The following is a 22,491-nucleotide window of genomic DNA, read 5'->3' as shown; positions in this document are numbered from 1 at the left end:
TTGAAACGGTCCCGCGAGAAGGCCGCGTCCGAGCTGTTCGCCGCCCTCTATCCGCGCCTCGCCGGCTGGTGCCGCCGTCTCGTCGACGACGACGAGACGGCCCACGAGATCGCCTCCGAGGCGTTCACCCGGCTCTGGGCCCGCTGGACCTCCGTGGCGGAGCCCCGAGGCTTCCTCTACGTCACCGCCGCCAACCTCGTCCGGGACCACTGGCGCAAGCTGGAGCGCGAACGCAGAGCCGTACACCGTGCCACCGCCGAGGCGGCCGTCCGCCCGCACACCGAACAGTCCGACCCGTCCGTACGCCTGCTCGTGCAGTCGCTGCCGGAACGACTGCGCGTCCCGATCCTCCTGCACTACTACGCTGACATGCCGATCCGGGAGGTGTCCGTGCTGACCGGACGCAAGGAAGGAACCATCAAGGCCGACCTCCACGCGGCCCGCGAACTGCTCCGCGCCCACCTGAGGAGAAGCCTTGATCACACACTCTGACGAGGGCTCGGACTTCGAACCCGACGACCCGCTCGCCGTCATCCTGCGGCCCGCCTCCGACTACCTCGGCCCGCCCGCCGGTCGCTACGAGGCGATCCGCCGCGGTGCGGCCCGCCGCAGGCTGCTGCGCACCGCGGTAGGGGTCGGGTCGGTGTGCGCCGTCGCTGTCCTCGTCGCGCTGCCGGTCCGCCTGTCGACGTCCCAGGCGCCCACGTCCCCGACGGTCCCGCTCGCCCCGCCCTCCGAGGGCAGCCCGTCGGCCGTGCCCCCCACCCCGCAGGCGTCCCCCGAGTCCGTCAGCCCCAGTCCCACCCCGGGGAGACGGACGACCGTTCCCACCCAGACGGCTCGGACGACCGGCCGCGCCACGACCCACCCGGCCGTCCCCACCCCGGCGCCGTCCTCGACACCGACCACGCCCGTCGTCGAGCCGTCGATCGAGCCGTCGATCGCGCCGAGCGGATCTCCATCCCAGTGACCGAACGATTGACCGACTGATCGACCGAGTGATTGACCGACGGTCACTGCGTTGACTAATCAATGGAGTGTCGATACGGGGTGTTAATTTGGGGAAATGGCTCTGCGCAACGCGGTGATGGCCGCGCTTCTGGAGGGCGAGGCGTCCGGATACGACCTCGCGAAGGGGTTCGAGGCCTCCGTCGCCAACTTCTGGATGGCCACCCCCCAGCAGATCTACCGCGAGCTGGAGCGCATGGAGGGCGAAGGGCTCGTCCGCGCCCGCGTCGTGCAGCAGGAACGCCGTCCCAACAAGCGGCTCTTCTCGCTCACCGAGGCCGGACTCGACGCGATGCGCGCCTACACGGCCGAAGTCCCCAGCAAGCCGACGGCGATCCGGGACGAGCTGCTGGTCAAGGTGCAGTGCGTCGACATCGGCGACGCCGAGGCCGTACGGGCCGGGGTCGCCGAGCGCGTGGAACGGGCCGGAGCCAAGCTGGCCCGCTACCGGCGCGCGCAGGAACGCATGCTGGCCGGGCGCACCGAGGAGGAGTACCTCGCCACCGTCGAACGCGTGGGCCCCTACCTCACCCTGCTCGGTGGCATGACGCTGGAACAGGGAAACATCCAGTGGGGGGAGACGGTCCTGAGGAGGCTCGACCAGCGGGCCGAGGCCCTCGGCGCCAGGGCTCGCGGCTGAGGCTCCCGGTACCCCGCGGCCGCCCTGCGCGAAGTCAGCGGCCCGGGTCGTAGGCGAGTTGCTTGACCAGGCGCAGGGTCAGGGCGGTCTCGACGGCCCGGACACTGTCGAGGGCGCCGATCTTCTCGCTCAGATACGTGTACAGCTCCGCGCTGTTGCGGTAAACGGTCGCGGCGACGATGTTGGCCTGGCCGGTGGTCGCCGCGGCGAAACGCACCTCGGGATGCGCAGCGAGGGCCCGCCCGACGTCGGCGAGCGCGGTCGGCGCCACGGTGAGCCACAGCATGGCCTCCACGTCGTGGCCGAGGGGCTCCTGGTCGAACTGGACGTCGAAATAGAGCACCCCGGTGGCCCGCATACGCTCCAGACGCCGCTTGACCACGGACTCGGTCTGGCCGGTGGCCGCCTGGAGTTCGGTGAGGGTGGCGCGCCCGTCCCGGACGAGCACAGCCAGCAGCGCCTCGTCGGCCGCCTCCAGCGTGACGGGTTCGGTGACCGGCTCGACCGGCGGTGGACGCAGGGCCGCCCGCTGGTCGGGGGAGAGCCCGTCGGCCTTGTTGAGCCAGTCCAGGCGGCCGCCGTAGAAGGAGTGCAGCACACAGTGGGCGCTGACCGACACGACTCGGGGGGTGCGCTGCAACCGGTCGAAAAGCAGCTCGTCCCGGGCCTGTCGGCTGCGCGGTTTCATCGCGCACAGCACCTCGGTGCCTCCGGAGATCAGCGACACGTACGCGGTGTCGGAGCGCCGGGCGAGCGCGCCCGCCAGTTGCTCGGCCACGTCCGGGGTGCAGCGCAGCCGGACGATCCAGTTGGTGCGTCCGAGCAGGCTCTCGTCGACCACGCCGAGCACCCGCAGGCGGGCCGTGGTGCGCAACCGCCGCATGCGCCGGGCGACGGTCTGGTCGGAGACCCCGAGCACCTCCGCGATCCGGGTGAGCGGCGCCCGTCCGTCGATCTGCAGGCACTGCAGCAGTTTCAGGTCGAGCGGGTCGAGCGCGCGGGACGGCATCGGCTCCGCCTCCTCCCGCTCCATGTGGACTCCCGAGGTCAATGATCGAGCACGACGGCGAGGCCCGGGACCCGCATGCTACGACGGCGAGGCCCGGGACCCGCATGGTCCCGGGCCCCGTACGGGCGCCCGCTCCGTCCCCACGACAGGGCCTGGTGCCGGGGTCAGCCGCGCTGCCCCAGCCGGGGCTCCGCCGCCCCGGTCTCCTGAAGCGCCGCGGGCTGCGCAGCAGTACGGCACCGACCGCCGCGGCCACCAGGGTCAGCACCGCGGCGATGATCAGGCACAGGTGGAGGCCGTCGAGGAAGGCCTCGGACAGGGCGCCCAGGGCGCGGCCCCGGTCGGCGCCCAGGTTCATGCCCGCGACCGCGCCCAGGCCGCCCGCGTCCACCACGGAAGTGACGCTCCGTACCGTCGCGGCGGGCAGACCGACGTCGGTGAGGTGTCCCGGCAGGGTGTGCACGGCCTTGGTGGACAGCACGGCGCCGAGGACGGCCGGGCCGAGCGCGCCACCGACCTGGCGGAAGGCGCTGTTCCCGGCGGCCGCCATACCGGCTTGACGGAACGGTACGGAGGCGACGGCCGCGGCCGTCATGGGCGTGATGACGAAGCCCAGGCCGAGGCCCAGCAGGGCGAGCCGCCAGGCCAGCGAACCGAACGACGTTCCGGCGTCGATGGACGTCAGCGACAGCAGCGAGGCAGCGGTCACCAGCAGCCCGCCGGTGATCAGGACGCGCGGCGACACCTTGTGCATCAGCCGTCCGGCCGGTGCCCCGACGAGGATGCACATCAGCGTGACCATCAGCATCCGGGCCGCCGCCTCCAGGGTGCTGAGCTGTTGCACCATGCCGAAGTAGAGGCTGAGGGCGAAGAAGAAGCCGATCAGGCCCAGGAAGCTGATCATGGCGACGAGCGTCGTGGCGGTGAAGGCGGGGCTGCGGAACAGCGTCAGGTCCAGCATCGGGCTGTCGCTGCGCCGCTCCGCCAGGACGAACGCGACGGCCGCGACCGCCGCCGCCACCAGGGCCACGATCACCTTCACCTCGGTGAAGGAGCCCGCGCCGCCCTCGATGACGCCGTAGACCAGCGCGGTGATCGCCACCGCGGCGGTGATCTGGCCGGGCCAGTCCAGGCGCCGTGAGCCGGGGGCGCGCGAGTCGGTCACCAGCCGGGCCGCGACGGCCATCGCGAGGAGCGAGGCGGGTATGGGCAGCAGATAGATCCAGCGCCAGGAGAAGTGCTCCAGGATCAGTCCCGCGATCACGGGGCCGACGGCCAGGGCTCCCAACAGGGCCGTGGCCCACAGCCCGACGAACTTGCCGCGCTCGCGGTGGTCGGGCACGGCGTGGCTGATCAGCGCCAGCGTCGTGGGCAGCAGGGCGGCCGCGCCCAGACCGGCGAAGGCCTGGCCGACCCAGAGAACCTCGACCGACCGCGCGCACAGCGCGATCGCCGCTCCCACCGCGCTGAACGCGAGGCCCGCCTGGAAGACCTTCTTGCGGCCGTGGACATCGCCGAAGACACCGGCGGTCAGGATCAGCGCGGCCATGGGCAGCACGAACGCGTCCGAGACCCACGACAGTTGGGCGGTCGACGTGTTCAGCGCCCGCTGGATGGCAGGCAGACTCACCGAGACGGTGGTAACCGGCAGATACGCGACGAACACGCCCACGCAGGCCATGACAAGCGTGGCCGCCCGCCGTTCCCGCGGCTCGTTCACCGTCGTTGTCGTGACGTTCACGGAACTCTCCTCCCCTGCGGCGCACGGCACCGCGATCGCTCGATACGGCGCTCACCCTCGGGCCTGTCCGCGAGCCGGAGCCAGCCACGGCGGGGGAAACCCGGAAATTCGACATTCCGGGCCCGGTTTCCGGGGATTTCCGTGATGACGGTCAGGGGGGGAGACCGCTGGGCGTGCGGGTGCCGGTCGGCGGGGGAGAGGCTCGCTCGGCGGACAGGTTCGCTCGGCGGACAGGTTCGCTCGGCGGACAGTTTCGCTGGGCGGATAGGTTCGCGAGTATGACGACGACATCGCAAGAAGCCTTCCTGCGGGCCTTCCACGCCGAGCGGCCGGCGGTGACGGCGGACGCGTTCGCCGACGGCCGGGCCGCGGACGGCCGGTCCAGCTACGAGCTGCTGTGCGACCGGGTCGCCGGACACGGTCGGGTGCTGGATCTCGGCTGCGGCGACGGCCTGTTGCTCGAACTGCTCGCCCGGACCGGGGGACGGCGGCTGGCCGGGGTGGACCTCTCCCCGGAGGCCCTGGCGCTGGCGCGATGCCGACCGCTGCCCACCGGGACGACGCTGTCGGAGAGCCGGGCCCAGGACCTTCCCTTCGCCGACGACACCTTCGACGCCTGCGTCTCCCACATGGCCCTGATGCTGATGGGTGAGGTGGAACAGGTCGCCGCGGAAGTGGCCCGGGTGCTGCGCCCCGGGGGCACGTTGGCCTGCGTGATCGGCGGCGGCGCCGTGGGCGGTGAGGCGTACGAACTGTTCATCGGACTGTTGCGGTCCGCGATCGAGACGGCCCCCGCCGGGCAGCGCATCCCCGCCCTCGGGGACCGCAGGACCCGCAGCCGTGCGGGGCTCGACAGCGTCCTCGCGCCGGTGGGATTCGCTCCGGTCGACTGGGAGACCGTGCCCATCGACCTGAGCGGACCGGTGGAGCAGGTGTGGGACGCCCTGTCGGGTGTCTATGACGTCGGCCCGCTCGACCCGGCCACCGTGGAGTCCCTGCGCGCGGCCTTTCTGACCGGGGCGAAGAATCTCACGGCACCGGACGGGGTCGTCCCGTGCGGGATGAACGTCCATCTCGTGACGGCCCGTCTGACGGCGAAGCGAGCGGCGGATGTGACGGTGAGTCCGCGGTGACGAGCAAAAAACTGTTATCGCGGAGGGCGTCCCTCCGTCTCCTGTGTGTCGGGACCCGACGAACGGCTGTGATCTGCGGCATAGCGCGCGGACAGGCTCGCCGGGGTGGGGGATCCTGCACTCCCGCCCGTGTGTCGTCGAGCGCCACGGGCGGTCACCGTGACACCGGAAGGGACGTACGTGGACGGGCGGCAGTGGCGCTTCACCATCGCGGCCGCGCAGGCCGGTGACCGGCGCGCCCTCGACGAACTCGTCGAGGGCTGGCTCCCCCTCGTCTACAACATCGTCGGCCGCGCCCTGAACGGCCACGCGGACGTCGACGACGTCGTGCAGGAGACCATGCTGCGCGCCGTCGACAACCTCGGCTCGCTGCGTGCCCCGGACAGCTTCCGGTCGTGGCTGGTCGCCATCGCGATGCGGCAGATACGGGAGCGCTCTCGCCGTCGGACGGTCGAGCCACTGGCCGACGGTGCCGGCGAACAGGCCGCCGACTTCGCCGAACTGACCGTGTTGCGGCTCCAGTTGGAGGGGCAGCGGCGCGAGGTCGCGGAGGCGGTGCGCTGGCTCGACGACGAGGACCGCCAGTTGCTCTCGCTGTGGTGGCTGGAGGTCGCGGGCGAACTCACCCGGCGCGAGCTGGCGGCGGCGGTCGGGATCAGCAGGCAGCACGCGGCGGTGCGGGTGCAGCGGATGAAACAGCGGCTGGAGACCGCGCGGGACATCGTGCGGGCGCTCGACGGCCACCATCCCGGCGCGGGCAACTCCCCCTGCCCCGACCTGCGGTTGGTGACGGCCCGCTGGGACGGACGGCCCGACTCGGTGTGGCGCAAGCGGCTGGCCCGGCACATCCGGGGCTGCGCGTACTGTTCGGGCGCCCGTGAGGCCGTCGTACCGGCCGAGCGCCTCCTCGTCGGGATCGCCCTCGTCCCGCTGCCGGTCGGCTTCACGCTGTCGCTCGCGCTCGGCGGCAAGACGGCGGTCGCCGCCACCTCCGTCGGCTGGTCCGCCAAGATCCTCGGTCTGCTCACCAAGCCCGCCGTCGCCGTCACGGCGGGTGCCACCCTCGCGGCGGGCGGCCTGTACGTCGTCACCCGGACGCCCGCCGATCCGCCCCCGGCCCTCGCCTCGCCCACGGCGGCGAGCACCGCCCGCCCACCGTCGGGACGTACGGGCGAGCCGTCCCCCTCCCCGACCCCGACCGCGTCACTGTCCCCCTCCGCCTCTCCGTCACCCTCACCCTCGCCCTCGAAGACCCGCGCCCAGCTGTACGGCACCGTCGTCGACGCCGTCGACAGCGCGCCCGCCGCGAGCGCGCTTCCGGTGGCGCTGCCCCGGCGCGCCGAGAAGGGCGTGACCGCCACCGGCGCGCCCGCCACCGGCCTCACCCACCGCGGCGAGACGGTCACCCTCAGCGGCCAGGGCTACTTTCGGGTCCGCTGGCAGGTCCTGCCCCAGCAGCGTCCCGGCGCCCTGCTCATGCCGACCTGGACCGGACTCAGCGGCAAGCTCTTCCACGTCGCCTCGGGCGGCGGTCATCGCATGGACGACGTCCAGCCCGGCTCGACGGACGGCACGACATGGATGGGCGGCCCGTCCGTGGGCTATGCCGTCCTGCCGTCCGGCACCCAACAGATGTGGCAGAACGAGTACTTCTGGATCGACGGCACCGTCACCCTCCACCAGAACGAGGGCCCCGCCGACTACAACCTCTTCGTCCAGACCTCGACCTGGGACAAGGTGACCGAGGACGTCACGACCGGTCCCGCCCAGGGCGCGGTCCGCTACGGCCTCGTCCGCGACAACGGCAAGGACACATCCCCGGTGCCGCAGTACCTGACCCGCTCGACCCCCACCGACCCGGCGACGGTGAGCCGGCGCTCGCGGGTCTCCTCGTGACTCCTCGTGACTCCTCTAAATCCGTTCGAACCGGCCGCGTCGACTCAGGCCTTGCGCAGTGCGCACAGCGCGTCGATGCGGTTCGTCGTGATCGAATCCACCCCCATGTCGAGCAGCCGGCGCATGGAACGGCGGGTGTCGGGCGTCCAGACGGAGAGCAGGTGGCCGCCGCGGTGGACGCGGGCCGTCAGGGCGCGGTCGACCAGACTGAAGCGGTAGTTGAGCCAGCGCGGCCGTACGGCTTCGAGGAGGGCCGGGCGCGGCGGTGCGATGCTCGTCCAGGTCAGCGCGATCTCGGCGGCGGGGTCGGCGGCGCGTACCGCCAGCATGGCCGGGGCGCCCGCGCAGTAGTACACCCGGTCCTGGGCCCCGCACTCGCGGACGACATCGACGATCCGGCGTACGGCCGCGCCGTCGGGCTCACCCGGCAGATCGACCAGGATCCGGCTGTCCTTGGTCGCCTCGATGGCCTCCGCGAGCGTCGGCACCCCGCCGTCCGTGAGCCCGCGCACCTCGTCGGAGGAGAGCGACGTGAGCGGCCGCTCCAGCTCCCACAGCCGTTTCAGCGTCTCGTCGTGCAACAGCACGGGCACCTTGTCGCGGGTCAGCCGTACGTCGATCTCGACGGCGTCCGCGCCCAGTTGGAGCGCGGAACGCAGCGAGTCGAGGGTGTTCTCGCGGACGCGATAGGGGGCGCCGCGGTGGGCCACGGCAGTCACGGTGCGCATGGGCCCATTGTGCTGGTCGCTCAGGGAGCGAGCCACGCCGAGGCGTAGGTGTCGATCTCCTCGGCGAGGCGCGTCTTGTCGGCCGGGTCGAGGAAGGACGCCTCCACCGCGTTCTTGGCGAGCGCGGCGAGGCCGAGCTCGTCGAGGTCGAGGAGACGGGCGGCGACCGCGTACTCGTTGTTGAGGTCGGTGCCGAACATCGGCGGGTCGTCGGAGTTGATGGTGACGAGGACCCCGGCCCGGGTGAACTCCTTTATGGGGTGCTCGTCGAGGGTGCGGACCGCGCGGGTGGCGATGTTGGAGGTCGGGCAGACCTCCAGCGCGATGCGGTGCTCGGCGAGGTGGGCGAGCAGCTTCGGGTCCTGCGCGGAGCTGGTGCCGTGCCCGATGCGCTCGGCGCGCAGCTCGTTCAGCGCGTCCCAGACGGTCCCCGGCCCGGTCGTCTCACCCGCGTGCGGCACCGAGCGCAGTCCGGCCGCGATCGCCTGGTCGAAGTACGGCTTGAACTGCGGCCGCGGTACGCCGATCTCGGGCCCGCCGAGCCCGAAGGAGACCAGCCCCTCCGGTCGCAGCCGGTCGTCGGTCGCGAGCCGCAGGGTCTCCTCGGCCGCCTCCAGCCCCGCCTCGCCGGGAATGTCGAAGCACCAGCGCAGGACGACCCCGAACTCGGCCTCCGCCGCCTTGCGGGCGTCCTCGATGGCGTCCATGAAGGCGCGCTCGTCGATGCCGCGGCGGGTGGAGGACCACGGGGTGATGGTCAGCTCGGCGTAACGGACCTGCTGCCGGGCCATGTCCCGCGCGACCTCGTACGTCAGCAGCCGCACGTCCTCGGGGGTGCGGATGAGGTCGACGACGGACAGATAGACCTGGATGAAGTGGGCGAAGTCGGTGAACGTGAAGTAGTCGGCGAGAGCCTCGGGGTCCGTCGGCACCTGGGAGTCGGGGTGGCGGGCGGCGAGGGTGGAGACGATGCGGGGGGAGGCGGATCCGACGTGGTGCACGTGCAGTTCGGCCTTGGGCAGTCCGGCGATGAAGGCGTGCAGGTCGCGGACGCCCTCGCGGGTACTGAGCTGGTCGGTCAAGGGTTCCTCCCCAAAGCGGCGTCCCCGGAAGGTGGGAGGGGACGCGGGTGATCGGCTGATCGGCGACTCGGGGATCATCGTAGGCCGCCGCTCACGGGGTGCGGCCCCGGGCCGTAGCATGACGGCAGGTACAGACAGGGGAGGGGACCTCACACATGTCCGACGACGCGCAGGCGCCGCAGAACGCCGCCGCGAACCCGTGGGCGTCCCCGGACCCGTCGGCTCCGCCGCCGACGCAGATCGACATGCCGTCGGCCGCCGGTCCCGAGGACGCGATACCCGGTGGTGACCCCCAGCCGGGTTCCCCGTCCAAGGACCCCCAGGACAACGGCGCCGCCGGAGCGCGCCCTGAGCCGAACCCCTGGGCCCCGCCCGCGGACCAGGCACCCTCCCGCGCGCCCGGTGCTCCCACACCCCCCTCGGTGCACAACCAGCCGACGGTCGTCGCCCTCCCCGGAACGGGCACCCCGAGCCACCCCCAGCCGCACCCTCATCCCCAGTCCCCGCCGCAGTCCTGGGACAACCCCTTCGCGTCCCCCGCCGCCGGGCCCCCGCCCCACCCCGTTCCCGGAGAGCCGGTTCCCCCGCCGCCCATCGCCCCCGAGGGCCCCGGTCAGGTCTCGTACGGATATGGATACGGCTACCCGGCCTACCCCGCGCCGGGAGCCGGCCACCCGGGCGCGCCCGGCTACGGCTGGCCGATGATGCCCCCGGCGCCGAGCAACGGCATGGGCACCGCCGGGCTGGTGCTCGGCATCATCTCGGCCGTCGTGTTCTGTCTGTGGCCGGTGGCCATCATCCTGGGCATCCTCGCGGTGACCTTCGGCGTGCTGGGGCGCCGCAAGGCGCGCCACGGCGAGGCGAACAACCCCGGGCAGGCGCTGGCCGGGATCATCTGCGGAGCGGTCGGCATCGCGCTCGGTATCGCGATGATCGTGGTCTTCTTCGCCCTCCCGGACGACAGCGGCGACAGCGACCCGTTCAGCGGGGACGACGGCTACTCCACCTCACTCGTCGTGCCGCACCTCGGCTAGATCCTTCTGATGGAGGCGTTCGCGCGCCTCCATCAAGGCGAATCCCAGCAGGTTCAGCCCGCGCCACCGCTCGGGATTCGCCGTCCGCTCGTCGTCCGCCGCGAGCCCGATGCCCCACACCCGGTCCATGGGGCTGGCCTCGACCAGTACTCGCGCGCGCGTGCCCAGCAGGAACGCCCGCAGTTCGGGATGGGCGGCGAACTTGTGCACGCTGCCCTCGACGACGATCCCGAAGCGCTCCAGCTCCCAGGTCGCCTCGTCGAAGCCGCGCACGAGCCGCCCCGCCTTCTTGGCGAGTGCGGGGCTGGACGCCTCGATCGCGCGCCGCTCCGCCTCCGCGTCCCCGAAGAGCCGTGCCTTGCCCGCCATCATCCAGTGCTCCGCGGTCGCGTAGGAGACACCGTCCACCATGAACGGTGACGGCCACCACTGGCTCAGGCAGCTCGCGCTCACCTGGCCGTCCGGTCGCGGGCGGTGCCCCCAGAAGTGCAGGTACTTGACTCTCGCCCCCGAGCGGACCGCGCTGACCAGCGCTTCCCAAGAATCGATCTTCGCCATGCACGCCACTGTGGCACGCACCACTGACATTCCGTCCCGCCTTTTCCATGGGGACTCGACACCTGGTCGACAGATTCCGTCGCGTAACCAAAAGGCAACAACGGAATCACTTGTTGGAGTCCCTTGGCTCTGTCAGGATCGGCACTCAAATCGAGCTGGAGCTACGCCCACCCCCGCGTCACCGGGGAGAACGGCGGAGGAGAGCGACATGCACAATCCGGGCCATCGCTTCCAGGCGCAGGACCGTTTCGCGGACGGCGCGCAGTACATCGCGGGCAGGCTGACCAAGGGCACTTCGGGCCGTACGCACGCGGTCGTCGACCCCGCCACCGGCGACGAGGTCTACACGTACGAGCTGGCGAGCACCGTCGACGTCGACGCGGCCGTCGCCGCCGCCCGTGAGGCGTTCCCCGGCTGGGCGGGCGCCACCCCCGGCGAGCGCTCCGACGCCCTGCACCGCTTCGCCGCCGTACTCGCCGACCACGCCGAGGAGTTCGCCCGGGCGGAGTCGCTCCAGTGCGGAAAACCCCTCAAGCTGACCCGTGAGTTCGACGTGCCCGGCACCATCGACAACACCGCCTTCTTCGCGGGTGCGGCCCGGCATCTGCAGGGGCAGTCCGCGGGCGAGTACTCCGGCGACCACACCTCGTACGTACGCCGCGAGCCCATCGGCGTCGTCGGCTCCATCGCGCCCTGGAACTACCCCCTCCAGATGGCGGCTTGGAAGATCCTCCCGGCGATCGCCGCGGGCAACACGATCGTGCTGAAGCCCGCCGAGCTGACCCCGCTGACCTCGCTGCTCTTCGCCATGGCGGCCACCGAGGCGGGCATCCCGGACGGCGTGATCAACATCGTGACGGGGGCGGGCAAGGACGCCGGTGAGCACCTCGTCGGCCACCCCGACGTGGCGATGACCTCCTTCACCGGGTCGACCGCGGTCGGCAAGCGCGTCGCCGAGATCGCCACCTCGACCGTCAAGCGGCTCCACCTGGAGCTGGGCGGCAAGGCCCCCTTCGTGGTCTTCGACGACGCGGACCTGGACGCGGCCGTGAACGGCGCGGTGGCCGGCTCGCTCATCAACACCGGGCAGGACTGCACGGCCGCCACGCGCGCGTACGTGCAAAGGCCCCTCTACGAAGAGTTCGTGTCGAAGACGGCCGCCCTGATGGCGAGCGTCCGCCTCGGCGACCCGTTCGCGTCCGGCACCGACCTCGGCCCGCTGATCTCGCACGCCCAGCGCGACCGCGTCGCCGGATTCGTCGACCGGGCCCGCGGTTACGCGCGTGTGGTGACGGGCGGAGAGATCCCCGAGGAGCTCAAGGACGGCGCGTACTACCGGCCCACGCTCATCGCCGACGCTCCTCAGGACAGCGAGATCGTGCAGTCCGAGATCTTCGGTCCCGTCCTGGTGGTGCTCCCCTTCGACAGTGACGACGAAGGAATCCGGCTCGCCAACGACACTCCGTACGGCCTCGCCGCCTCCGCGTGGAGCCGGGACGTGTACAGGGCGAACCGTGCGACCCGGGAGATCAAGGCGGGCTGTGTGTGGGTCAACGACCACATTCCGATCATCAGCGAGATGCCCCACGGCGGCTACAAGGCGTCCGGCTTCGGCAAGGACATGTCGGCGTACTCGTTCGAGGAGTACACCCAGATCAAGCACGTCATGTTCGACAACACCGCGGTCGCCAGGAAGGACTGGCACCGCACGATCTTCGGGGACCGGCCCTAGTCGATCCGGAGTCGGCCGCGCGTCGACTTCCGACTATCGCCGAGTGGCAGACCAGGCCGCCAGACCACGGCCGCGACCCTTCCGAAAGGGCATCACGAGCATGGAGCAGTACGAGCCAGACCGCCTCTCCCCGGCCCAACTGGCCGCCATGCGGCGCAGCTTCAGGAACGGCAGGGCGGCCCTCAGCCGCCGCTCGCTGCTGCGCGCCTCCGCGGGCGGCGCGCTCGCCGTCGGCGGGCTGGGTGCGCTGAGCGGCTGCGGAATCCCGGCGGCGGGCAAGACCCAGGGCGGCGTCTCCGCCGAGGACCACTCGGCCAAGGAGAAGACGATCAACTTCTCCAACTGGACCGAGTACATGGACGTCGACGACAGCGGGAAGCACCACCCGACGCTCGACGCGTTCACCAAGCGCACCGGCATCTCGGTCAAATACACCGAGGACATCAACGACAACGTCGAGTTCTTCGGCAAGATCAAGCCGCAGCTCGCGGCGGGCCAGGACACCGGGCGCGACCTGATCGTGGTCACCGACTGGCTGGCCGCCCGGCTGATCCGCTTCGGCTGGGTGCAGAAGCTGAACGCCTCCAACCTCCCGCACGCTTACGCCAATCTTTCCGCCCAGTTCCGGGGCCCCGACTGGGACCCCGGACGCGCCTACTCCTACCCCTGGCAGGGCATCTCGACCGTCATCGCCTTCAACAAGGAGGCGTTGAACGGCATCGAGGTGAAGTCGGTCTCCGACCTGCTCGACAATCCCAAGCTCAAGGGGCGTGTCGGCTTCCTCTCGGAGATGCGCGACAGCATGGGCATGACGCTGCTCGACATGGGCAAGGACCCGGCGAAGTTCACCGACGACGACTTCGACGCGGCAACCGCCCGACTCCAGAAGGCCGTCGACAAGGGCCAGATACGCCGCTTCACCGGCAACGACTACACGTCCGACCTCACCAAGGGCGACCTCGCGGCCTGTGTCGCCTGGGCGGGCGACGTCGTCCAGCTCAAGGCGGACAGCCCGGACGTCGACTTCATCATCCCGGACAGCGGCTATCTGACGTCCACGGACAACATGCTGATCCCCAACAAGGCCCGTCACAAGACGAACGCCGAACGGCTCATGGACTACTACTACGAGCCCGGTCCGGCCGCACAGCTCGCCGCGTACATCAACTACGTCTGTCCCGTCGACGGGGTCAAGGACGAGCTCGCGAAGCTCGACAAGTCGGCGGCGGACAACCCGCTGATCATCCCCGACAAGGCCATGGCCGCGAAGTCCCACGCCTTCCGCTCGCTGACGCAGAAGGAAGAGACGGCCTACGAAGAGAAGTTCGCCAAGCTCACAGGGGCGTAACGCCTCCGGCGGCTGAGCGGTCGCGGTGCTCCGGGCCGCCGGGCGGTTGCCCGGCGCCCCAGTAGTCGCGTGCCGGCTGCGCCGCGCGGCCCCCGACCGGCGCAGCGACCGCAACCCGCCCCGGACACCCCTACGACCCCGACATCCAGGGACCACACCATGACGACAGACAACGGCGGCGACGTCCGCCTCTCCGGGATCAGCAAGACGTACGGCTCCTTCACGGCCGTCCACCCGCTCGACCTGACCGTCCCCGAGGGCTCCTTCTTCGCCCTCCTCGGGGCGTCGGGCTGCGGCAAGACCACCACCCTGCGGATGATCGCGGGTCTGGAGGAACCTTCCTCCGGCACCGTCTTCCTCGGCGACCAGGAAGTGACCCACCTGCCGCCGTACAAGCGGCCGGTGAACACCGTCTTCCAGTCCTACGCCCTCTTCCCGCACCTCGACATCTTCGAGAACGTCGCCTTCGGCCTGCGCCGACGGGGCATCAAGTCGGTGAGGAAGCAGGTCGAGGACATGCTGGAGCTCGTCCAGCTCGGCGAGCAGGCCCGCAAGAAGCCGCACCAGCTCTCCGGCGGCCAGCAGCAGCGCGTCGCCGTGGCCCGCGCCCTCATCAACCACCCCAAGGTGCTGCTCCTCGACGAGCCGCTCGGCGCCCTCGACCTCAAGCTGCGCCGCCAGATGCAGCTGGAGCTCAAGCGCATCCAGACCGAGGTCGGCATCACCTTCGTACACGTCACGCACGACCAGGAGGAGGCCATGACGATGGCCGACACGGTCGCCGTGATGAACGCGGGCCGCGTCGAGCAACTCGGCGCCCCCGCCGACCTCTACGAGAACCCGCAGACCACGTTCGTCGCCAACTTCCTCGGCACCTCGAACCTCATCGAGGCCGCCGTCGACAGCAAGAACGGCGAGGACATCGTCCTGGCGGCGGGCGGCGGCAAGCTGGTCCTGCCGCAGGCGCGCTGTTCGGCGCCCACGACGGCCGGCGGCAAGGTCCTGGTCGGGGTCCGCCCCGAGAAGGTCTCCCTCACCCATGTCGACGACGCGGGCGAGATACCGGACGGCCGCAACCGGATCACCGGCAAGATCGCCGACTCCAGCTTCATCGGAGTCTCCACGCAGTACGTCATCGACAGCGCGGTCTGCCCCGAGTTCGAGGTCTACGCCCAGAACATCGACCGCGACGCCCGGCTCACCCCCGGCGCCGAGGTGGTCCTGCACTGGAGCCCGGCGCACACCTTCGGGCTCGACGCGGCACAGGACATCGACGCGGGCGTCGAGACCGTCGAGGAGGAGGCCGCCTGATGGCCAGCGTCACCGAGGCGCCACCCCTCGCGCCGCAGCTCGACAAGAAGCCGCCCAAGAAGCGCGGCCGCCTGGTCCCGTACTGGCTGCTCCTGCCCGGCATCCTGTGGCTGCTGGTCTTCTTCGCGCTGCCGATGGTCTACCAGGCCTCCACGTCCGTGCAGACGGGCTCCCTGGAGGAGGGCTTCAAGGTCACCTGGCACTTCCAGACGTACTGGAACGCGCTGGCCGACTACTGGCCCCAGTTCCTGCGCTCGGTGCTGTACGCGGGCGCCGCGACGATCCTGTGCCTGCTGCTCGGCTACCCGCTGGCGTATCTGATCGCGTTCCGCGCGGGCCGCTGGCGCAATGCCGTGCTGATCCTGGTCATCGCGCCGTTCTTCACCAGCTTCCTGATCCGCACGCTCGCCTGGAAGACGATCCTCGCGGACGGCGGCCCGGTCGTCGGCGCCCTCAACACCCTGCACGTCCTGGACGTCACCAACTGGCTCGGCTTCACCTCCGGCGACCGCGTCCTGGCGACACCGCTCGCGGTGGTCTGCGGCCTCACGTACAACTTCCTGCCCTTCATGATCCTGCCGCTCTACACCTCGCTGGAGCGCATCGACGGACGCCTCCACGAGGCGGCGGGCGATCTGTACGCGAAGCCGTTCACGACCTTCCGCAAGGTCACCTTCCCGCTGTCGATGCCCGGCGTCGTCTCCGGCACGCTGCTGACCTTCATCCCGGCCAGCGGCGACTACGTGAACGCCGATCTGCTCGGCTCCACGGACACCCGGATGGTCGGCAACGTCATCCAGACGCAGTTCCTGCGGATCCTCGACTATCCGACGGCCGCCGCGCTCTCCTTCATTCTCATGGCCGCGATCCTCATCATGGTCACCCTCTACATCCGCAAGTCCGGGACGGAGGATCTGGTCTAAATGGCCTTCGCACGCTGGTTCAAGCGGAATCTCGTCGTCATCGGGGGACTACTGACGCTGGGATATCTGCTGCTGCCCAATGTCGTCGTCACGGTGTTCTCCTTCAACAAACCGAAGGGGCGCTTCAACTACGAGTGGCAGCAGTTCTCCCTGGACGCCTGGCGCGATCCGTGCGGCGTCGCCGACATGTGCGGCTCGCTCTCGATCAGCCTCCAGATCGCCGTCTGGGCGACCATCGGGGCCACGATCCTCGGCACGATGATCGCCTTCGCGCTGGTCCGCTACCGCTTCCGGGCGCGCGGCGCGGTGAACTCGCTGATCTTCCTGCCGATGGCGATGCCCGAGGTCGTCATGGCGGCCTCGCTGCTCACCCTCTTCCTCAACCTGGGTGCTCAGCTGGGCTTCTGGACGATCCTGATCGCCCACATCATGTTCTGCCTCAGCTTCGTCGTGACGGCCGTCAAGGCGCGCGTGATGTCGATGGACCCGCGCCTGGAGCAGGCGGCACAGGACCTCTACGCCGGCCCGGTGCAGACGTTCCTGCGCGTCACCCTGCCCATCGCGGCCCCCGGCATCGCGGCGGGCGCGCTGCTCGCCTTCGCGCTCTCCTTCGACGACTTCATCATCACCAATTTCAACGCGGGTTCGACCGTCACCTTCCCCATGTTCGTGTGGGGTTCGGCGCAGCGCGGGACACCCGTTCAGATCAATGTCATCGGTACGGCCATGTTCATCGTCGCCGTACTGTTCGTCCTGGCCGGAATGGTCGTCAGCAACCGCCGAAGCAAGCAAAAGGCATAGTAAAAGGCATCGCGGAAGGCATAACCCACAAGAAGACTCGGTGGGTAATTCAGCTGTAGGGAGTTGAAATCATGGCCCCAAGCGCCATGACCCGTTGGACCACGTCTCTTTCCGAAGCCCAGCCGGTTCCGTACTGGCTGGACGACCCCGGCAAGCCCCACCCCGAGCCGGCCCTCACCGGTGCCGAGACCTGCGATCTGCTCGTCGTCGGTGGTGGCTACAGCGGACTGTGGACCGCGCTGATCGCCAAGGAGCGCGACCCGCGGCGCGAGGTGGTGCTCCTGGAGGGCCGCGAGGTGGGCTGGGCCGCCTCGGGCCGCAACGGCGGCTTCTGCGCCGCGTCCCTGACCCACGGTCTGGCCAACGGACTCACCCGCTGGCCGGACGAGATCAAGAAGCTGGAGGAGCTGGGCGCCCGCAACCTCGACGAGATCGAGGCGGCCGTCGCCCGCTACTCCCTCGACTGCGACTTCGAGCGCTCCGGCGAGATCGACGTCGCCACCGAGCCGCACCAGGCGGCCGAACTCCGTGAGTGGCACGAGGAGCTGCGGGAGCGGGGCCTGGCGGACGGCATCGATTTCCTGGACGCCGACGCGGTCCGAGAACAGGTCGACTCGCCGACCTTCCTCGCGGGCCTGCACGACCGCCGCGGCGTCGCCATGCTCCACCCCGCCAAACTCGCCTGGGGCCTCAAGCGCGCCTGTCTGCGGCTCGGGGTGCGGGTGTACGAGCACACGCCCGCGCTCGCCCTGAAGGCGTACGGCGCCGGCATGGCCGTACGCACCCCGTACGGTTCGGTGCGCGCCCGCAAGGTGGCCCTCGCCACCAACATCTTCCCGAACCTGGTCAAGCGGGTACGCGCGTACACCGTGCCGGTCTACGACTACGCGCTGATGACCGAACCCCTGACCGCCGACCAGCTGGCGTCCGTCGGCTGGAAGAACCGCCAGGGCCTCGGGGACTCGGCGAACCAGTTCCACTACTTCCGGCTCTCCGCCGACAACCGCATCCTGTGGGGCGGTTACGACGCGATCTACCCGTACGGCGGCCGGGTGCGCGCCGAGTACGACGATCGCCCGGAGACGTACGCGAAGCTCGCCGGGCACTTCTTCACCTGCTTCCCGCAGCTGGAGGGCGTCCGCTTCACCCACGCCTGGGGCGGTGCGATCGACACCTGCTCGCGCTTCTCGGCCTTCTTCGGCACGGCGCACCACGGAAAGGTCGCGTACGCGGCCGGGTACACGGGTCTGGGGGTGGGCGCGACCCGGTTCGGCGCGGACGTGATGCTCGACCTGCTGGCGGGGGAGCGCACCGAGCGCACGGAACTGGAGATGGTCCGCAAGAAGCCCCTGCCCTTCCCTCCCGAGCCCTTCGCCTGGACCGGCATCGCGCTCACCAAGTGGTCGCTGGCGCGGGCGGACGCGCACGGCGGGCGGCGCAATCTGTGGCTGAAGACGATGGACAGGCTGGGACTGGGCTTCGACAGCTGAGCCGCCCTGCCGGGGCGTGCGCCGCCGTGGGTGATCCACAGGCATACGCCCAGCTCATCCACTGCGATCCGGCTCACCACCAACGCCTGGCGGAACCCGCGTAATGCCCGGAAGACCGCTACGGGAACTGGGAGTTCCAGCGGACCTTCGACGCCTATTTGGGCTGACGCCTACTTCGGCCTACGGTCGTTGCGGCTGAGGAGCAGCCACAGTGAGCGCAACAGCACCGCGCACAGGCACCAACTGGCCGCCACGTCCAGCGGCCAGTGGTAGCCCCTTCGGATCAGGCCGAAGGCGACGCCGAGATTCAGGGCGAGACAGCCGACAAGCAGAGCGCGGCGGGCCCCGGTGCTCCGCAGCCACGGCATCAGCACCAGGGCCGCACCGCCGTACGCGATGACGGCGGTGGCGGTGTGGCCCGAAGGAAAGAAGCCCGTGCCCGTGCCCGTGCCCGGGCCCATGACCGGTGGGCCGGGCCGGGCGACCAGTTCTTTCAAAGGCACGATCAATGCCGGTACGACCGCCATCAGGACCGCCGCCGCGAGAGACGGCAGCCACCAGCGCTCCCGCCCGGCCGCGCGGGCCCGCCACGCCACGTACCCGAGCACGACGGCCAGGAGCGGCACCGCGACGGTGACATTGCCCAGGTCGGCGAGGATTTCGGAGACCCGGTCGGGGTGGGCGAGAGTGTGGCTGAGGCGTTCGTCCGCGCGGGCGAGGGGGCCGTGGGCCGCGACCTGCCAGGTGATCAGCGCGAAGAGAAGGGCCGGAAGGCCGAGGAAGCCGAGGAGCCCGAGGAGGAAGGTCGGCCGCCCCGGAACAGGGGGGGTAGTTCCGAAGCGGCCGTCCGGATCGGGTCGTCGCGCGCCCCGGGGGGTTTGGGGCGAGCGACTGTCCGATCGGTGAGGAGATCCGGAGCCGGAAGCTCCGGGTGTGTGCGCGAGGGCACGACCAGGGCGAAGCTGGGGAGGCCTCGACCCGGTGTCACCCACAGTCCCCTGTGGGCGGGGTGTATCTCTCATCTGGGTAGAACCTACGGCAGGGGGATGGGGTCCGACAGGTGGAATCGAGCCCCGTCATCCACCCTGCACACGTTCTTCACCAGACGCTTGCGAGGAGGCTTCGGCGTCTGCACCGGGTCGGAGTCGCGTATGGCACGGCGACGAGCAGCGTCGCAGTATTCGATGTCCACAAGCGCAGACGCGGAGTATCGACTCGCTGTCCGGCGGTGCCAGACAGTGCGAACACGCGTCCCGGCGGTCACCCAGTATGGGGAACCGGCCATCGAAGGCAGTCCACTTGTGCGGCGATTGTTTCTACGGTGTGGCGTGTGAAGTTGGTAGTGCAAGTCAAGCTACTGCCGACGCCGGAGCAGGCGTCGGCGCTCGAAGCGACCCTCCGTGCCTGCAACCGGGCTGCCAACTTCACCTCGCAGGTGGCTTTCGAGAAGAACCTCACGGAACGTAACGCCCTGCAGCGCGAGGTGTATATCGATGTGAAGGCGACCTTCGGGCTATCCGCGCAGCCGACGGTGCGGGTAGTGAAGAAGGTAGTGGACGCCTACGCCGCGCTGCGGGCGAGCCTGCAGGCCCGAAACCTGGGAGAGCCGACGTCCCAGCGCTACCGCAAGGCGGCAGCCTCACCGATTGGTTTCAGGCCAGGGGCCGCCCAACCCTTCGACGATCGCTGTCTGTCCTGGCAGATGGATGCCCGCACGGTGTCGATCTGGACGGTGGACGGGCGGATGAAGAACATCCGGTTCGTGGGGGCGGCCGATCAGCTCAAGGTTCTCGCCGAGCAACGCAGGGGCGAGAGTGATCTCGTCCAGCGGGGCAGCAAGTGGTTCCTGATCGCGACCTGTGAGATCCCCGAGCCGGAGGTATTCGAGCCGGTCGGCTTCATCGGGGTGGACCGGGGCATCGTGAACCTGGCCACTACCAGCGACGGCGTGAACTACCAGGGCCGTCGGCTGGGGCGGTATCGGCGCTGGCAGGCCCGCAAGCGGGCGGAGCTTCAGGCCAAGGGCACGCGGTCGGCCAAACGTCGCCTCGCGCTGCGTGCGCGACGCGAGCAGTGCCATGCCACCCAGGTTAACCACACAATTAGCAAGGAGATCGTGGCCGTCGCGCAACGCACCGGACGCGGGATCGCTGTTGAGCAACTCGGCGGGATCCGCGATCGGGTACGGCTTCGCCGCGACCAGCGGGCCACGCTCTCCTCCTGGCCGTTCAACCAACTCGGACAGCACCTTGCCTACAAAGCCAAGCGGGCAGGGGTGCCGTTCGTAGAAGTGGATGCGGCTTACACATCGCAGCGCTGCCCACGCTGCGGCCATACCGGGAGAGCCAACCGGCCGACTCGGGACCATTTTGCCTGTCGTCGGTGCGGTCTCGCTGGGCCCGCCGACGTCGTCGCCGGGGTCAACGTGCGTGATCGCGCACGCTCGGCGTGGGTGTTTGTCACCGCACCCGCACCCTCCCCTGCTTGACGCAGCGGAGGGTGGATGCGACCCGTGACCGTCCTGTCGTAGAGGGCTGTCGGGAGCGCGACGAGGTGTGAACAGCCGAGTACCTTCTCGGCCGTTCACGGCCGAGAAGGCGACACGCTCTGACCCCGGTCGCCGCAGCCCCGGAACCAAGCGGAATCCGCTCAGCGCGGCCGGCCGGGTCGCGGGGCTGGGGCGGGTGGGGCGTCAGATACGGGCGAAGGCCTGCTCGATGATGTCGAGGCCCTCGTTCAGCAGATCGTCACCGATGACCAGCGGCGGCAGGAAGCGGAGGACGTTGCCGTAGGTGCCACAGGTCAGGACCAGCAGGCCCTCCTGGTGGCAGGCCTTGGCGAGCGCGGCGGTCGCCTCGGGGTTCGGCGCCTTGGTGGCGCGGTCCTTGACCAGCTCGATGGCGATCATGGCGCCACGGCCACGGACGTCGCCGATGACGTCGAACTTCTCGGCCATCGCGCCGAGGCGGGCCTTCATGACGGCCTCGATGTTCTTCGCCTTGGCGTTGAGGTCGAGCTCCTTCATCGTCTCGATCGCGCCGAGCGCGCCCGCGCAGGCCACCGGGTTGCCGCCGTAGGTGCCGCCCAGGCCGCCCGCGTGCGCGGCGTCCATGATCTCGGCGCGGCCCGTCACGGCGGCGAGCGGCAGACCGCCCGCGATGCCCTTGGCGGTGGTGATCAGGTCCGGGACGATGCCCTCGTCCTCGCAGGCGAACCACTGGCCGGTGCGGCAGAAGCCGGACTGGATCTCGTCCGCGACGAAGACGATGCCGTTGTCCTTGGCGAACTTGCTGATGGCGGGCAGGAAGCCCTTCGCGGGCTCGATGAAGCCGCCCTCGCCGAGCACCGGCTCGATGATGATCGCGGCGACGTTGTCGGCGCCGATCTGCTTGTTGATCATGTCGATCGCCTGGGCGGAGGCCTCGGCGCCGGCGTTCTCCGGGCCGGTCAGCCAGCGGTAGCCGTACGCCACCGGCACCCGGTACACCTCGGGCGCGAACGGGCCGAAGCCGTTCTTGTACGGCATGTTCTTGGCGGTCAACGCCATCGTGAGGTTCGTACGGCCGTGGTAGCCGTGGTCGAAGACGACGACGGCCTGGCGCTTGGTGTACGCACGGGCGATCTTGACGGCGTTCTCGACGGCCTCGGCGCCCGAGTTGAACAGGGCCGACTTCTTGGCGTGGTCACCCGGGGTCAGCTCGGCCAGCGCCTCGGCGACGGCGACGTAGCCCTCGTACGGGGTGACCATGAAACAGGTGTGGGTGAAGTCCTGGAGCTGCGCGGAGGCGCGGCGTACGACGGCCTCGGCGCTCGCGCCGACGGAGGTCACGGCGATGCCGGAGCCGAAGTCGATCAGACGGTTGCCGTCGACGTCCTCGATGATGCCGCCGCCGGCGCGCGTGGTGAAGACAGGGAGCACCGAACCCACACCGGCCGCGACCGCGGCGGTGCGTCGGGCCTGCAGCTCCTGCGACTTCGGGCCGGGGATGGCGGTGACGACGCGGCGCTCCTGCGGAAGTGCGGTCATGAGGGGCTCCCTGATGATCTTGCGAACCGG

General features: G+C 70.3%; 18 protein-coding genes and 2 pseudogenes. 13 read left to right on the top strand and 7 right to left on the bottom strand.

Features of this window, described 5'->3' with window-relative positions; genetic code table 11:
- The 3 genes from OG819_RS03815 to OG819_RS03805 all read left to right on the top strand — a co-directional run bounded on the left by OG819_RS03815 (position 1) and on the right by OG819_RS03805 (position 1,648).
- A complete protein-coding gene (locus OG819_RS03815) occupies positions 1–492 on the top strand; it encodes an RNA polymerase sigma factor (protein ID WP_054235333.1) in 492 nt (163 codons plus the stop codon).
- Positions 476–970 (top strand): hypothetical protein, encoded by a 495-nt coding sequence (locus tag OG819_RS03810; RefSeq protein ID WP_266648023.1) that lies wholly within the window; start codon positions 476–478, stop codon positions 968–970. Before OG819_RS03815 ends, OG819_RS03810 begins: the two co-directional genes overlap by 17 nt.
- 96 nt (positions 971–1,066) lie before the next feature.
- Complete coding sequence (locus OG819_RS03805; RefSeq protein WP_266629142.1) at positions 1,067–1,648, top strand: PadR family transcriptional regulator; 582 nt, start codon at positions 1,067–1,069, stop codon at positions 1,646–1,648.
- 34 nt (positions 1,649–1,682) lie between these two features.
- On the opposite strand, the gene OG819_RS03800 is transcribed toward OG819_RS03805, so the two are convergent.
- Together OG819_RS03800 and OG819_RS03795 are read right to left on the bottom strand one after the other, a co-directional pair.
- Positions 1,683–2,681 carry an Lrp/AsnC family transcriptional regulator gene (locus tag OG819_RS03800; protein ID WP_266648021.1) on the bottom strand — a complete coding sequence of 333 codons (999 nt, stop codon included), beginning with the start codon at positions 2,679–2,681 and terminating at the stop codon, positions 1,683–1,685.
- A gap of 190 nt (positions 2,682–2,871) precedes the next feature.
- Positions 2,872–4,338, bottom strand: a pseudogene (locus tag OG819_RS03795) (MFS transporter); the annotation flags it as partial.
- 338 nt (positions 4,339–4,676) lie between these two features.
- On the opposite strand from OG819_RS03795, the gene OG819_RS03790 reads away from it, so the two are divergent.
- Both OG819_RS03790 and OG819_RS03785 read left to right on the top strand, forming a co-directional pair.
- Entirely contained in the window at positions 4,677–5,531 is an 855-nt protein-coding gene (locus tag OG819_RS03790; RefSeq protein ID WP_266648019.1) for a class I SAM-dependent methyltransferase, read from the top strand.
- A gap of 159 nt (positions 5,532–5,690) precedes the next feature.
- On the top strand, positions 5,691–7,427 hold the full coding sequence (locus tag OG819_RS03785) for a sigma-70 family RNA polymerase sigma factor (RefSeq protein ID WP_266648017.1): 1,737 nt from the start codon (positions 5,691–5,693) through the stop codon (positions 7,425–7,427).
- Between the two features lie 44 nt (positions 7,428–7,471).
- On the opposite strand, the gene OG819_RS03780 is transcribed toward OG819_RS03785, so the two are convergent.
- Complete coding sequence (locus tag OG819_RS03780; protein WP_266648015.1) at positions 7,472–8,155, bottom strand: glycerophosphodiester phosphodiesterase; 684 nt, start codon at positions 8,153–8,155, stop codon at positions 7,472–7,474.
- A gap of 20 nt (positions 8,156–8,175) precedes the next feature.
- Positions 8,176–9,289 (bottom strand): annotated as a pseudogene (locus OG819_RS03775) (adenosine deaminase).
- A 103-nt stretch (positions 9,290–9,392) separates the two neighbouring features.
- Here OG819_RS03775 and OG819_RS03770 point away from each other — a divergent pair.
- Positions 9,393–10,271, top strand: coding sequence for a DUF4190 domain-containing protein (locus tag OG819_RS03770; RefSeq protein WP_266629152.1), 879 nt, complete (start codon positions 9,393–9,395; stop codon positions 10,269–10,271).
- Here the strand turns inward: OG819_RS03770 and OG819_RS03765 are convergent.
- Positions 10,245–10,859, bottom strand: a complete 615-nt coding sequence (locus OG819_RS03765; protein WP_266648013.1) for an NADAR family protein — start codon at positions 10,857–10,859, stop codon at positions 10,245–10,247. The two genes, OG819_RS03770 and OG819_RS03765, sit on opposite strands and share 27 nt — an antisense overlap.
- Positions 10,860–11,037: 178 nt before the next feature.
- Here OG819_RS03765 and OG819_RS03760 point away from each other — a divergent pair, with 178 nt between their 5' ends.
- The 6 genes from OG819_RS03760 to OG819_RS03735 all read left to right on the top strand — a co-directional run bounded on the left by OG819_RS03760 (position 11,038) and on the right by OG819_RS03735 (position 18,434).
- Positions 11,038–12,561 (top strand): gamma-aminobutyraldehyde dehydrogenase, encoded by a 1,524-nt coding sequence (locus tag OG819_RS03760; protein WP_266629156.1) that lies wholly within the window; start codon positions 11,038–11,040, stop codon positions 12,559–12,561.
- Between the two features lie 100 nt (positions 12,562–12,661).
- Entirely contained in the window at positions 12,662–13,909 is a 1,248-nt protein-coding gene (locus tag OG819_RS03755; RefSeq protein WP_266648011.1) for a spermidine/putrescine ABC transporter substrate-binding protein, read from the top strand.
- Between the two features lie 159 nt (positions 13,910–14,068).
- Complete coding sequence (locus OG819_RS03750; RefSeq protein ID WP_266648009.1) at positions 14,069–15,220, top strand: ABC transporter ATP-binding protein; 1,152 nt, start codon at positions 14,069–14,071, stop codon at positions 15,218–15,220.
- A complete protein-coding gene (locus tag OG819_RS03745) occupies positions 15,220–16,143 on the top strand; it encodes an ABC transporter permease (RefSeq protein ID WP_266648007.1) in 924 nt (307 codons plus the stop codon). Before OG819_RS03750 ends, OG819_RS03745 begins: the two co-directional genes overlap by 1 nt.
- Entirely contained in the window at positions 16,144–16,944 is an 801-nt protein-coding gene (locus OG819_RS03740; RefSeq protein WP_266648005.1) for an ABC transporter permease, read from the top strand.
- 71 nt (positions 16,945–17,015) lie between these two features.
- Complete coding sequence (locus OG819_RS03735; protein ID WP_266648003.1) at positions 17,016–18,434, top strand: FAD-dependent oxidoreductase; 1,419 nt, start codon at positions 17,016–17,018, stop codon at positions 18,432–18,434.
- Positions 18,435–18,604: 170 nt separating this feature from the next.
- On the opposite strand, the gene OG819_RS03730 is transcribed toward OG819_RS03735, so the two are convergent.
- On the bottom strand, positions 18,605–19,426 hold the full coding sequence (locus tag OG819_RS03730; RefSeq protein ID WP_266648002.1) for a phosphatase PAP2 family protein: 822 nt from the start codon (positions 19,424–19,426) through the stop codon (positions 18,605–18,607).
- 338 nt (positions 19,427–19,764) lie between these two features.
- Here OG819_RS03730 and OG819_RS03725 point away from each other — a divergent pair, with 338 nt between their 5' ends.
- Entirely contained in the window at positions 19,765–20,922 is a 1,158-nt protein-coding gene (locus tag OG819_RS03725) for a transposase (protein ID WP_266647998.1), read from the top strand.
- A gap of 204 nt (positions 20,923–21,126) precedes the next feature.
- Here OG819_RS03725 and gabT read toward each other — a convergent pair whose 3' ends face one another.
- On the bottom strand, positions 21,127–22,461 hold the full coding sequence (gabT, locus tag OG819_RS03720) for a 4-aminobutyrate--2-oxoglutarate transaminase (RefSeq protein WP_266647997.1): 1,335 nt from the start codon (positions 22,459–22,461) through the stop codon (positions 21,127–21,129).
- Positions 22,462–22,491: the final 30 nt, after the last annotated feature.

Origin of the sequence: Streptomyces sp. NBC_01549, from assembly GCF_026339955.1 — a bacterium.
GTDB lineage: Bacteria > Actinomycetota > Actinomycetes > Streptomycetales > Streptomycetaceae > Streptomyces.
This window is presented reverse-complemented; position numbering and strand designations above follow the sequence as displayed.

What these genes read in the sequence shown, in the direction of transcription:
- OG819_RS03805 (WP_266629142.1), top strand. Translation starts at nt 1,067, where the DNA reads ATGGCTCTGCGCAACGCGGTGATGGCCGCGCTTCTGGAGGGCGAGGCG.
- OG819_RS03800 (WP_266648021.1), bottom strand. Translation starts at nt 2,681, where the DNA reads ATGGAGCGGGAGGAGGCGGAGCCGATGCCGTCCCGCGCGCTCGACCCG.
- OG819_RS03790 (WP_266648019.1), top strand. Translation starts at nt 4,677, where the DNA reads ATGACGACGACATCGCAAGAAGCCTTCCTGCGGGCCTTCCACGCCGAG.
- OG819_RS03780 (WP_266648015.1), bottom strand. Translation starts at nt 8,155, where the DNA reads ATGCGCACCGTGACTGCCGTGGCCCACCGCGGCGCCCCCTATCGCGTC.
- OG819_RS03770 (WP_266629152.1), top strand. Translation starts at nt 9,393, where the DNA reads ATGTCCGACGACGCGCAGGCGCCGCAGAACGCCGCCGCGAACCCGTGG.
- OG819_RS03765 (WP_266648013.1), bottom strand. Translation starts at nt 10,859, where the DNA reads ATGTCAGTGGTGCGTGCCACAGTGGCGTGCATGGCGAAGATCGATTCT.
- OG819_RS03760 (WP_266629156.1), top strand. Translation starts at nt 11,038, where the DNA reads ATGCACAATCCGGGCCATCGCTTCCAGGCGCAGGACCGTTTCGCGGAC.
- OG819_RS03755 (WP_266648011.1), top strand. Translation starts at nt 12,662, where the DNA reads ATGGAGCAGTACGAGCCAGACCGCCTCTCCCCGGCCCAACTGGCCGCC.
- OG819_RS03750 (WP_266648009.1), top strand. Translation starts at nt 14,069, where the DNA reads ATGACGACAGACAACGGCGGCGACGTCCGCCTCTCCGGGATCAGCAAG.
- OG819_RS03745 (WP_266648007.1), top strand. Translation starts at nt 15,220, where the DNA reads ATGGCCAGCGTCACCGAGGCGCCACCCCTCGCGCCGCAGCTCGACAAG.
- OG819_RS03740 (WP_266648005.1), top strand. Translation starts at nt 16,144, where the DNA reads ATGGCCTTCGCACGCTGGTTCAAGCGGAATCTCGTCGTCATCGGGGGA.
- OG819_RS03735 (WP_266648003.1), top strand. Translation starts at nt 17,016, where the DNA reads ATGGCCCCAAGCGCCATGACCCGTTGGACCACGTCTCTTTCCGAAGCC.
- gabT (WP_266647997.1), bottom strand. Translation starts at nt 22,461, where the DNA reads ATGACCGCACTTCCGCAGGAGCGCCGCGTCGTCACCGCCATCCCCGGC.